The following is an 11,971-nucleotide window of genomic DNA, read 5'->3' on the forward strand; positions in this document are numbered from 1 at the left end:
AGGCATGCCGCCTTAAGCCTCAAGAAGTTCCTTTAATTCGGTCAATTTATAGCTAGCGGTTTTCATCACCGTCGCGGGAATTTCCGATTCGTATTCCAGCCCGTGCGGGAAAGTGGCCCGCCCCATGTAGACCGCTTCAATAGCCAGGACCGTATCCGGACGCTCCAATTTGCCCTCTACCGCGCGCGTGTTGATGCGCAGGTAATATTCGTCGTTGTTGTGTTCGATTTTATAGTCGTATGTAGCCCGGTAATATTCCCATTGCCACCGCACAAATCCGGCCTTTTCAGCGGATTCGTCCAAAAAAGCCAGGTCGCTTTTTAATCCGTTCAAACCGCTATTTTCCACGATCATACAAGAAATGCCCCCTTAATTATGACTTTTCAACCCTTCGATTGATTCTCTACCTCATGATATTATGTTTCCACCGCTTGTGCAAGCGCAGGAAAACGCTGCCTTAAGGACGGTTTCGTCATTCTGGAGTGATTCCGTCTTCCTTTTTCTGCTACAATAGAGCTAGATTCCATTCAGGCCGGCATTGCAAGCTAAAGGAAACGGTACTTGGATGAAGAGGAGTGGAAGACCATGGAACAGGACGTTGTACGCGCGTTGTTTCCGGCCATGGTGGCGCGGCGCAGACATTTGCACCGCCATCCCGAGCTGTCATATCAGGAGAAGGAAACCTCGGGATTCGTGGCAGAGAAGCTGAGGGAACTTGGCGTCGAAACCACCGTGAATGTAGGCGGTTTTGGTGTGGTCGGCAAAATCCGCGGCGGGCTGCCGGGGAAAATCGTTGCGCTGCGGGCCGATATGGACGCTCTGCCGATTCAGGACGAAAAAAGCTGCGAATATGCCTCCGAGGTTCCCGGCGTCATGCACGCCTGCGGCCACGACGGGCATACGGCGGCGCTGCTTGCGGTCGCGGAACATTTCAGCCGGATCCGGCCTAAGCTGCGCGGCGAAATCCGCCTGCTGTTTCAACCGGCCGAGGAGACTTGCCCCGGAGGAGCTAAAGCGATGATCGAGGACGGGGCGCTGGACGGCGTGGACGTCATTTACGGCGTGCACTTATGGACGCCGATCCCCGTGGGGACGGCGGCAAGCGCGCCGGGGCCGCTGATGGCTTCAACCGATGAGTTTCTCATCGAGATGCAGGGGCGGGGCGGACATGGCGGGATGCCGCATAAAACGGTCGACAGCGTCGTTGCCGCTTCCGCGCTGGTGCTGCAGCTGCAAAGCGTGGTCAGCCGCTCCGTGAACCCGCTCGACCCGGCCGTCGTGACGATCGGATCGATCCAGGGCGGGACGGCGCAAAACGTCATTGCCGACCGCTGCAAGCTGGCGGGGACGGTCCGCTGCTTCAGCGAGGAGTCGCGGGTGCTGATCCGCGAGCGGATTCACGCTCTAGCCGAAGGGACGGCTCAAGCCTACGGGGCGAAGGCCGAGGTCAGTTATATGATGGGTTATCCCAGTCTCGTCAACGACGAGAAGGAAACAAGCCGTTTTTTTGCCGAGGCACCGGGGGTGTTTGGACTTCGGGTGGAGACGTCGCCTCCAATTATGCCCGCCGAAGATTTCGCCTATTATCTGCAAAAGGTTCCGGGCTGCTTTATGTTCGTCGGGGCGGGGAACCCTGATAAGGAAGCCGTTTACCCGCATCATCACCCGAAGTTCGATATCGACGAGGACGCAATGCTCCATGCTGCCGGTCTGCTGATCGCCATGGCGGAATCGTATCAGCAGGAGCATGCATAATTATTTTCCCGCTTTGGAACTCTATATCCGAAGGAGGGATTTTGCAGTGAGAAAAGTAGCTGATATTATGACGGACGAAGTCGTTACCGTAACCGTCCGGGATAACATCTATGAGGTTGCCGTTAAAATGAAAGAGAACGATACCGGTTTTATTCCTGTCGTCGAAGGCGACAAGCTGCTTGGCGTCATCACCGACCGGGATTTGGTCATTCGCTGTATGGCGGAGAAGCGCCCGAACTCCACGGCGGTCGATGAGATCATGACCCGCGGGATCAAAACGGCATCGCGCGACATGTCCGTGGACGAAGCCGCGGAGCTGATGGCCGAGCAGCAGATCCGTCGTTTGCCGGTGACCGAGGGCGACCGGCTCATCGGGATCGTATCGATCGGCGATTTGGCCGTGCGCAATATTTTCGCGGACAATGCCGGAGATGCGTTGTCGGAAATATCGGAGCGGGTGCATTAATCGGCCGGACCTGAAGCGGCGGCCGGACACATCCGGGAGAAGTTCGCGGGCCTTAAGAAGCGGACTTCTCTTTTTTTGCCATACCTAAGCGGTTACGGCACGAAGGGAGGAAAACCTTGTGAATAAAGCGGGAGCCTGCATCGTTCAGCGCGATTTTACCGTGCTGCTGGAGAAGGATCACCCCGGTTTTGCAGCCGCGCGGGAGATTTTGTCCGAGTTTGCCGAACTGGTGAAAAGCCCTGCTATTTACCATACATACCGGATCACTCCGCTCACTTTATGGAATGCGGCGGCCACCGGGCTGGACGCGGAGGAGATCATCGGGCGGTTGCGCTCAGTGGCGCGCTGGGATTTGCCCGAAGGCGTCGCTCTCGACATCCGCAAATGGATGTCCAGATACGGCGCTTTAAAGCTGCATCCCGTAAAGGAGAATCCCGAGCTGATCGAACTGGAAAACCTGAGCCGGGAAGACGGCTTGCTGGATGAGCTCATCGGCCAGGTTGCGCTCCCGGGAGAAAAGCCGGCGGCGGCCGGCGTTCGAAACGTAAAGCTGCCGGCGAAGTACCGTGGGCTGCTTAAGCGGGAACTGGCCCGGCTCGGTTACCCCGTATTGGACGAAGCCGGATACCACAGCGGGAGGGCGATGAGCTTTACGCTGAGTTCATCCCTGCCGGACGGCAGGCCATTTCAGCTGAGACCTTATCAGCTTGGGGCGGTTGAGACTTTTGCGGGACAAAAAAGAGACGGGGGAAGCGGCGTTATTGTCCTGCCCTGCGGAGCGGGAAAAACCGTGGTTGGCCTGGCGGCGATGGCGCGGTTTCAGTGCGAAACCCTGATTTTGACCTCCAACGTCACATCGGTGCGCCAGTGGATTTCCGAAATTTTAAGCAAAACGACCTTATCTCCCGAAGTGGTCGGGGAATATTCGGGAGAGAAAAAGCAGGTGAAGCCCGTCACCGTCTCGACCTACCAAATACTGACTCATCGGAACCGGAAGGAGGAGGGCTTCAAACATATGTCGCTTTTCAACGAACGGGATTGGGGTTTGATCATTTACGATGAAGTTCATCTTCTTCCGGCGCCGATTTTTCGGGCGACCGCCGAGATCCAGGCGACCCGCAGGCTTGGACTTACCGCTACACTGGTCCGCGAGGACGGCTGCGAACGCGACGTGTTTTCATTGATCGGGCCCAAACAGTACGACGTGCCGTGGAGAGATCTGGAGGAGATCGGGTTTATCGCCCGCGTCGATTGCCAGGAGATTCGCGTGCCGATGCGCGGCGATGAGCAAGAAAAATACACCCTGGCCGAAGGGAAGGAAAAATTCCGCATTGCCGCGGAAAACCCGGAGAAATTGGCCGTAGTCAGGCAACTGCTTGAGCGCCATCGGGAGCGGCAAATTTTGATCATTGGACAATACCTGGAACAATTGAAACGCATAGCCGCCGATCTCGGCGTTCCGCTGATCACCGGCAGCATGCCGCAAACGGAACGAGGCAAGCTGTTTCAGGCATTTCGTCAAGGGGAGCTTGCCGTTTTGGCCGTCTCTAAGGTGGCCAATTTCGCCGTTGATTTGCCGGATGCTTCCGTGGCCATTCAAATTTCCGGAAGCTTCGGTTCGCGCCAGGAGGAGGCGCAGCGGCTCGGGCGGATTTTGCGGCCGAAAAGTAATGGCAGCCGCGCCTATTTTTACACGCTTGTATCGGAGAATACGCGGGAGCAGGATTTCGCTCTGCGGCGCCAGTTGTTTCTGCTGGAGCAGGGCTATGAATACGCTGTGCGGCGGGAGCGGGAGGTGTTTGAGGCATGACGAACCCGCAAGCGAATCCATTTATGGACTGGAACGGCGATGCCAAGCAGCCGCCCCCACAGCCGCTGCCTTCGTCCGCGGAGCGGGCGCTCCGCCGGTTGTTTCGCCGCTTTGCCGGGCAGCCGTTTAAGCTGGAGCAGGTCAACTCGGCGGCCGCAGGCGACGTATCGGGCGCGGAGCTGCGCGCGGCGATGCCGGCGTTGCTGCGCCGGGGAGACATCAGGGCCGTTCGCAAAGCCTGGGGCGAAAAGCTGTATTATTTGCCGCTGGACAGGCTTTTGCAGCTGCAGCACGTATGGCGGTATTCCGGCTTGAAACCGCTGGCCGGAGGACCGGCCAGCCTGCGGCGGGAAGCCAAGGCCGGACTGGCTTTCGATTTGTTCCGGGCGCTTAGCTATATCGCCGCAAACGGCTTGAAATTGACGGCCAAAGGAACGATCCACCAGAAGGAGCTCGGCAAGCTGACGGGCCGGTTGCAGCTGGACGAACGGGATGTGGCCGGCCTGGGACTAAAGTATCCGCATGCCGACGTATATTCTCCGCAGCTGGCCATCGTGCTCGACCTGCTGCAGGCGCTGGGGCTGATCGCCAAAGAACGGGCGGCGTGGCGCCTGAACGACGGGGCGCTGGCGGCCTGGCTCGCTTTGGATGTTCCGGCGATGAATCGGGTGCTGCTCCGCCACGCCTTGCAGCGCTACGTGCCGACGGAGCCGGGGCTGGCGCATGTTGTTTTGCGCCTGGCCGCGCCGGATCTGCAGGCGGGCGAGTGGTATTCGTTTGAGGAGCTGCTGGGCACGCTGCTGGATCAGGGGATGTTGGCCGCAACGTTCTCCAAGGAACGCCAGGACTGGATCGGCAGCTGGCTTGCGGCTTGCGCCGGATTTGGCTGGATGGATCTTGGGGAAAATCCGGAGGATGGGCTAATGTTTCGCTGGCGGATCGGGCGGGATGAGCTTGCTTCTTTTCACGAAGGCGGATCGGGCGAAGCTGCGGGAAAAGTCATCGTCCAGCCGGATTTTGAAATTCTCGTGCCGCCGGACGTTCCTTTTTCGGTGCGTTTCGAGCTTGAAGCCTGCTGCGAGCACGTCGCGACGGATGTGATGAGCGTGTACCGGTTGACCCGGGCGAGCGTTGCCGGAGCCTCCCGGTATGGCCGCACGCCGGAGGAGGTGTCCGCCTTCTTGGCCGGGCATGCCGCCTTCGTCCCGGAGACGGTGCTGAACGCGCTCGAACAGTGGGGCAGGGAGATCGGCCGGACGTCGCTTGCCGAAGTGCTGCTGCTGCGCTGCGCCGACGCCGAAGCGGCCGACAGGATCGCTTCGCTTTCCATGCTGCACGGTGCCGTGGAACGGATCGGGCCGCTGGATTTTATCGTCCCCGCAGGAAGGGAAGCGGAGGTGCGAAAAGCGCTTGAGGGCGAACGGCTCGCGCCGCCGGTCCGCAGCTCTGGTGAAACGAAGCTCGATTATCCGCGGCTGACGGGGCAAGGTTCTGCACCTGCGGACGCTTCCGGCTTCGGCTGGCTGGAGGGAATGGGCGGACAAGGCTGGATCTACCAGGGAACGGACCTGCATTTTTACGAGCCTGATGATGAGCTTCCCGAGGGCGAACAGCTTTTTCCCGGGCTCCGGGAGCTGCCGCCGATGTGGTGGAAGGAATTGAGGGCCTACCACCATTCAACGGCACGGCAAATCTTCGCCCAGGCCGAGGCGTGGCAAACGAGGGTCGCCTTGCAAATCGGCGGGGAAACACTTCTTTGCTTGCCCCTGGAGCTTCGCGGCGATGAGGAGTGGAGCGTCAAGGTTCGCGCGCTTCCTTCCCCTTCGGGAAGAGGGCAGGACGAGGGGCGGGAGATGTGGCTGTCTCCCGGGGACTGGCGGGCCATGCGGCTGATCGTACCCGAAATTGCCCGGTAGGCAGAGGATAAGGAAGGATGAACCTCTTCTTCTTATAGCCGGATTGTGATATGATTATGTCGTCTACCTCCGGTGGATAATAAGGAGCAGAATCGAGTTGAAAATTCATGAGCGTAATCGAGAAGAACACGGTCGATATGGCCGCCGTGCTGACCTACGCCTATGAATTGGGCGATATGATAAATAACTCGCACGCCGTGTCCGATTATTTATTCTGGAAACGCCGCGTAGAGGAAGATGCCGGGATTCAGGCATTGGTCAAGAAGCTGGAATCGCAGAAAGAGCTCTTTCGGGAAACGGAACGCTTCGGTCATTTCCATCCCAACTACCATGAAGCCAAAGACAAAGTGGCTGCGGTCGAGAAGGAGCTGGAGCAGTTTGAAGCCGTCCGCAAATTCAAAGCGGCCGAAAGCGAGCTCGACGACATCCTGCACGAGATGTCGGAAACGATCGCTTATGCCGTTTCGGACAGCATCAAGGTGCCGAGTAACGATCCGAACCCGAAAGGCGGCGGATGCGGAAGCGGCGGCAAGTGCAGCTGCGGTTGACGCGGCAAATGCCGCCGAAACTTATAACGTACCCGGGAGGGGGGAAATCATGTTTCCGGAGCGTACAGGCTATATTATTTGGGTCAGCGATTTAAAGGCGGCAAGAAATTTGGAGAAGTACGGAAGCGTGCACTACTTGTCCCGACGCATGCATTATGTGGTCATGTATGTGGACGCGGTGCGCGCCGAAGACATTATGCGCAACATCCGCAAGCTCTCCTATGTCCGCAAAATCGAACGATCTTACCGCGGGGAAATCAAGACGGAATACAGCAAGGATGTTCCGGACAAAACCCGGTATTACGGACTGTAAAATAACAAGCGTCCGAAAGCGTCTGGCAGCTATGGAAGTAGCGGCCGGGCGCTTTTTTTACGCCAGAATTATTTGTGAAATTCCGCCGCGGCAGAGGACGATGCGCAGGTAGAGAGGTAAGATGAGGGCTCTAAACGCTAAGGGACACCAGAGCCGTTATTTGCGGAAAAACGGAGGATTGCAAAATGTAACGGAAACAGAAGACCTTATTTACCTCAAATCGGCCTCGGTGAACGGGTTTAGAGCGAAATAGGGCCGCCTGTGTCCGTTAGGCTGGGAAATACCCGGGAAATGGGCGGATAAGGTCGCCGGTGTCCGTTAGAGCAGCGTCCAAAGTTGAGAAAGAGCTTCCAATCGCTCCAAAGTAGAAGTCAGAGCACTAAAGAATGCCGTTAGGCGTTTTTCTTAGCATCGCGATTGCATATATCCAATAGAATGGAAATATAATAGTATAGTAAATACAGCTGCTTGATAGGATATTTCCCATGAGCGCGTGAACGCGACTCAAATGTGCCTGGCTACGCACTGCGGTTCTGCGCTTTGTTGAAGGCGGACGTCTAATGCAAAGGCGGCTATAATTATGGATACGCCATGTTATCGATGCCAAAAATAGGTCTAAAGTTCTTGGCTCATACTATTTTTTGCGATTTGCGAGCGCTTGCCTTGTAGTAGGGTAGGGAATCATGTAATATAATAGGTAAAAGTGCTTAGTTACAAAGACCTATATGGTTGCATAAGTCCGGTTAATTCTAAAGAAACCTGCTGGTAAAGAGGCTTATGAATAATGAAATTGTCTGTTAGTTTGTTGAACAAGCCTATTAAATGAGAGGTGCGGCATGAGAGATAGGGCGACGGAGCGTTGGGGAACCTATGAAGCTTTCCATATTATTTTAGGGGATAAAAGAGTAGCGGACATCGTGGTGACAAACCACGCGAAAAGCAGATATCATGATCGGGTCAACCGGGAAAACATCGGATACGAGCAAATTGCCGGATGGGCTTGGGAATGCTTGAAGCAAGGGCGGATCACCCCGTACTACCGGAAGGAAGAGGACGTCTATTTGATTGACGACGACTTGGTTATGGTTGCCGAATTTACGGAAATTCCGGGCGAATTCGATTTGGCCGGCCGGCCGCTGCACCGGATGATTATCGTCACGTTCCTGGGCCGGATGTCGGAAACGATTGAGTTGCGCGATTTGAAATCCTATTATTCCTGGCTGCGCCACTCCCGGCGGATGACGTTGATCAAAAACAGCCGCAAACGCAGATGACGCGGCGTTAAACGGATAGAGACTGGACGTAAAGCAACAAGGTTCGCATGCTCAAACGGCATGCTTTTTTTGTTGGCCTGAACATGCTATTGTAGGGTTACAGAAAGGGGAGTAGCGGACGATGGCGTTGAACTACCACCAGCTCCATATTTTTTATACGGTCGCGGAGCGGGGAAGCTTTTCGGCGGCCGCTCAGGCGCTCCACATGACTCAGCCGGCGGTAACAATGCAGATCCAATCGCTGGAGGATTATTTCGGCTGCAAGCTGCTGGTCAGATCGACGAAAAAAATCGAGCTGACGGAGGCGGGACAGACGCTGATTCCGTATGCCCGGAAAAGCGTTGAGCTTATCCGGGAAACCGAGCAGGCGATGGCGCGGTATACTTCGATGCTGGAAGGCAGGCTTCAGCTCGGGGCGAGCCTGACGATCGGGGAATACGTGCTGCCGCGGCTGCTCGGACCGTTCGGGCAGCGCTACCCGCACATTTCCATCGTGATGAAAGTGATGAATACAACGCAAATTATCGAGGAGATCGTGGGTCATCAACTCAATTTCGGGCTCGTCGAAGCGCCCGTTCAGCACCCGGATATGGTATCGGAACCGGTGATGGAGGATGAACTGAAGCTGATCGTTCCGTCGGGGCATCCGCTGTCCGGCAACAAGACGGTGACGTTGGAGGAGGTTGTTTCTTATCCGTTTGTGCTCCGGGAAAAAGGCTCCGGGACGCGCCAGGTGATGGAAGCCGAATTTAAACGCCGTGGGATCGAAATGAGCCGGATTCAAACCGTTATGGAGCTTGGCAGTACGGGAGCGGTCAAATCGGCGGTAGAAGCGGGGATCGGGATTACGATCATCTCTCCGTCTTCCGTCAAGCATGAACAGGCGCTTGGTCTCATGGAGGCGCTCGACATTGAAGGCGTCTCTTTTAAGCGGAAGTTTTATTCGATCCACCTGAAGTCGACGCTGCTGCCGGTCAGCGCGGTGACATTCCTGACGTTTTTACGGGAATACGGGGGATAAAAATAGCCAGCAAAGGATGGGGATAGATGACACAGGCACAGCAAGCAGAGGAAGGTAAATTTGATTTACATACGCACACGCAGGCTTCGGACGGCATGAACGCCCCGGCGGAAAACGTCAGGCTGGCCAAGGAAAAAGGCCTGGCGGGACTGGCGATCACCGACCATGACACGGTGGCCGGCATTGCGGAAGCCCGGGAAGCGGGAGCGCGGCTTTCGCTTGTTGTCGTACCGGGAGTAGAGATCAGCACGCGGGCCGGGGGCAAGGACATCCATGTGCTCGGTTATTTTTTGAATGACCGGGACAAGCTTTTGCTGGAGCGGCTTGAGCGGTTGCGGGCGGTACGTGAAGAGCGGAACGAAAAAATTATCGCCAACCTGCAAAAGCTCGGCATTTCGATCACGCTGCAGGAGGTGAAGGACGGGCTGTCGCGGCCGCTTCGCCCCGATGAAAGCGTGGGGCGGCCGCATATCGCCGACGCGCTCGTCCGCAAAGGGGTTGCGAACGACATGCGGGACGCGTTTGACCGCTACTTGGCGGAAGGGAAACCCGGGTACGCCTCCCTGCCGAGGATCGGCCCCGAGGAGGCCATGCAGTGGATCCGCGAGGCCGGCGGAGCGCCGGTGCTGGCCCATCCAGGCTTGTACGGCGACGACGATCTGGTGCGGAAAATTCTCGAAAACGGGAAACCCGCAGGCATCGAAGTGTACCATTCCGACCACGGTCCGGACAAGGAGCAGCGATACATGGCGCTGGCCGAACAATTCGGGTTAATCGCCACGGGCGGGTCGGACTACCATGGCGTGCGTCAGGGCGTCGTGTTCCACGGCGATCTCGGCAGCCGCACCGCCCCGCCTGGGACGGTGGAGCGGCTCAAGGAAGTGGCGCTGGCCGGCCGGGCGGAATGACGCCGCAACATAAAGCAGCCCCGAGGTCCAAAACGGACTTCGGGGCTGCTTTTTGTTGCGCTAACCGTTTTTGACGGAGCTCGGCAAAGCCTTGATCAACTGCTCATCGGGCGTCACGAACAACGTCCGCTGATGATCGTAAATGACGAAGCCGGGCTTCGCCCCGCTCGGCTTGCGCACGTGGCGGATCAGGGTGCAGTCGACCGGCACGCTGCTGGACTGTTTGGCCTGGCTGAAGTAGGCGGCCAACTGGGCCGCTTCATTCAAAGTAGCCTCCCCATAGCTGTCGCTGCGGATCAGCACATGCGAGCCCGGAATGTCCTTCGTATGCAGCCAGGTGTCGTTGGGTTTGCCCAGCCGGTTCGTGACGTACTCGTTTTGCAGATTGTTTTTGCCGACGTAAATTTCGATGCCTTCCGAGGAAGTGTAAAGGTGCAGCGTCGGACGGTCGCCTTTTTTCTTCTTTTTGCCGCCCCTTTTCCCCCGGTCCCGTAAATACCCTTGCTGGGTCAACTCCTCGCGGATTTCGTCGATATCGCTTAACGTGGCGTCGTCCAGTTGCTGCAGCAGCCCTTCCAGATAAGCGATTTCCTCCCCGGCCAGCTTCATCTGTTCGTGAATGACGGTGAGGCTGTTTTTAAATTTATTGTATTTCTTAAAATAGCGCTGCGCGTTTTCCGAAGGGCTGAGCAGCGGGTCGAGCGGGATTGTTTCGGTCTTTTGCTCCTCGTCGTAATAGTTGACCAGTTCCACGGAGCGGTCGCCTTTACGGATCGCATGCAGGGAAGGGAGCAGCAGTTCGCCCCAGATCCGGTAGCGTTCAGCGTCTTCCGCCTCGTTTAAATCTTTTTCCAGGTTGGTCAGCTTTTTGATGTTTTTGTTCCGTTCGTTTTGCAAAAACCGCAGCAGGTCGCCCGTTTTCTGTTTAACGGTGTCGCGCAGCGCTTTGTCTCCGTAGTAGTCCTCCAGGCATTCGCTGATCGACTTGTATGTCCGCAGCCCGTCCTGGATTTGCGTCAGCCGGATCGCGGAAAACACGCTTTTACCTTTGGCGGTTTCGCCCGTCACCGGAGTATAAGCGTGTCCGCGTACATCTTCCATCAGCGCGGAAAAAGCCTGCCACAGCCGCTCCGCAGGATCAAGGCCAGCTTGTTCCTTTTCCGGTCCGGTCAGGCCGGCCCGGGCGTAAATTTCCCCGGCGATCAGCGGGCTTAAGCCGTTATAGGCTTCGACCAGCCAGACGCTGCCTTTTCCGGCCTGCTCGGCGTCCCGGCAAGCCGCCAAAAACCCGGTGCGCTCCGCGCCCAGCGGGTCGAGCTTGTGCTGCTCGGGAGGGCTGGTGTAGGCGAATCCGGGCATAACGACGCGGTAGCCGCTGATGGCCGGCGTCACATGGTGGATTCCGTCAAGCTGAGTTCCTGTCGCCGGATCAACGAGAATGATGTTGCTGTGCCGGCCCATCAGTTCGATGATGATTCGCTTCAACGACAGATCGCCGAGTTCGTCGCGCGTGCGGACATCGATATGAATGATCCGCTCCATGCCGACCTGGCTGACCGCTTCGATGGTTCCTCCTTCAAAATGCTTGCGCAGCAGCATGCAGAACATCGGGGCTTCCAGCGGATTCGGAAACGAGCTTTCCGTAAAATGAACGCGCGGATACGTTGGATTCGCCGACAGCAGCAGACGCCGGTTGCCACCTTGCGTACGCAGGGCAAACACGATGTCGCTGGCCGCGGGCTGATGTATTTTATTGATGCGCCCTCCAATGCAGGCTTGCAGTTCATGAACGAGCGCACGGGTTACAATGCCGTCGAGTGCCATAATTGTATGATCTCCTGTCTAAAGGTAGTTCAAAAAGTCCGCTTTTGATCACGAAGTGAATCAAGAAGTAACTCGGCGTCGAATCTTGAATTCAGCCGGGCCTTCCGTTGCTCACGTACCCAAAACGTACGCTCCG

At 57.0% G+C, this 11,971-nt stretch carries 11 protein-coding genes; 9 read left to right on the plus strand and 2 right to left on the minus strand.

The window, feature by feature from the left end:
* Positions 1 to 12: 12 nt before the first annotated feature.
* Positions 13 to 354 carry a YugN family protein gene (locus ACLD72_RS19765; RefSeq protein WP_410997596.1) on the minus strand — a complete coding sequence of 114 codons (342 nt, stop codon included), beginning with the start codon at positions 352 to 354 and terminating at the stop codon, positions 13 to 15.
* A 231-nt stretch (positions 355 to 585) separates the two neighbouring features.
* Here ACLD72_RS19765 and ACLD72_RS19770 point away from each other — a divergent pair, with 231 nt between their 5' ends.
* From ACLD72_RS19770 to ACLD72_RS19810, 9 genes are all read left to right on the plus strand, one after another.
* On the plus strand, positions 586 to 1,755 hold the full coding sequence (locus ACLD72_RS19770) for an amidohydrolase (protein WP_410997842.1): 1,170 nt from the start codon (positions 586 to 588) through the stop codon (positions 1,753 to 1,755).
* Between the two features lie 46 nt (positions 1,756 to 1,801).
* Positions 1,802 to 2,221 carry a CBS domain-containing protein gene (locus tag ACLD72_RS19775; protein ID WP_410997598.1) on the plus strand — a complete coding sequence of 140 codons (420 nt, stop codon included), beginning with the start codon at positions 1,802 to 1,804 and terminating at the stop codon, positions 2,219 to 2,221.
* Positions 2,222 to 2,339: 118 nt separating this feature from the next.
* Complete coding sequence (locus ACLD72_RS19780) at positions 2,340 to 4,031, plus strand: DNA repair helicase XPB (protein ID WP_410997600.1); 1,692 nt, start codon at positions 2,340 to 2,342, stop codon at positions 4,029 to 4,031.
* Positions 4,028 to 5,947, plus strand: a complete 1,920-nt coding sequence (locus tag ACLD72_RS19785; RefSeq protein WP_410997602.1) for a helicase-associated domain-containing protein — start codon at positions 4,028 to 4,030, stop codon at positions 5,945 to 5,947. Before ACLD72_RS19780 ends, ACLD72_RS19785 begins: the two co-directional genes overlap by 4 nt.
* A gap of 107 nt (positions 5,948 to 6,054) precedes the next feature.
* A complete protein-coding gene (locus ACLD72_RS19790; RefSeq protein ID WP_410997604.1) occupies positions 6,055 to 6,495 on the plus strand; it encodes a YlbF family regulator in 441 nt (146 codons plus the stop codon).
* A gap of 49 nt (positions 6,496 to 6,544) precedes the next feature.
* The gene (locus ACLD72_RS19795; RefSeq protein WP_251586794.1) at positions 6,545 to 6,808 is read left to right on the plus strand and encodes a YlbG family protein; all 264 of its coding nucleotides are present in this window, start codon (positions 6,545 to 6,547) and stop codon (positions 6,806 to 6,808) included.
* A gap of 836 nt (positions 6,809 to 7,644) precedes the next feature.
* On the plus strand, positions 7,645 to 8,082 hold the full coding sequence (locus tag ACLD72_RS19800; protein WP_251586792.1) for a hypothetical protein: 438 nt from the start codon (positions 7,645 to 7,647) through the stop codon (positions 8,080 to 8,082).
* 121 nt (positions 8,083 to 8,203) lie between these two features.
* On the plus strand, positions 8,204 to 9,103 hold the full coding sequence (locus ACLD72_RS19805; RefSeq protein ID WP_410997606.1) for a selenium metabolism-associated LysR family transcriptional regulator: 900 nt from the start codon (positions 8,204 to 8,206) through the stop codon (positions 9,101 to 9,103).
* Positions 9,104 to 9,129: 26 nt separating this feature from the next.
* The gene (locus ACLD72_RS19810) at positions 9,130 to 10,011 is read left to right on the plus strand and encodes a PHP domain-containing protein (protein ID WP_410997608.1); all 882 of its coding nucleotides are present in this window, start codon (positions 9,130 to 9,132) and stop codon (positions 10,009 to 10,011) included.
* 60 nt (positions 10,012 to 10,071) lie between these two features.
* Here ACLD72_RS19810 and ACLD72_RS19815 read toward each other — a convergent pair whose 3' ends face one another.
* Positions 10,072 to 11,835 (minus strand): NFACT family protein, encoded by a 1,764-nt coding sequence (locus ACLD72_RS19815; protein WP_410997610.1) that lies wholly within the window; start codon positions 11,833 to 11,835, stop codon positions 10,072 to 10,074.
* Positions 11,836 to 11,971: the final 136 nt, after the last annotated feature.

The organism is Paenibacillus lacisediminis (genome assembly GCF_046567315.2).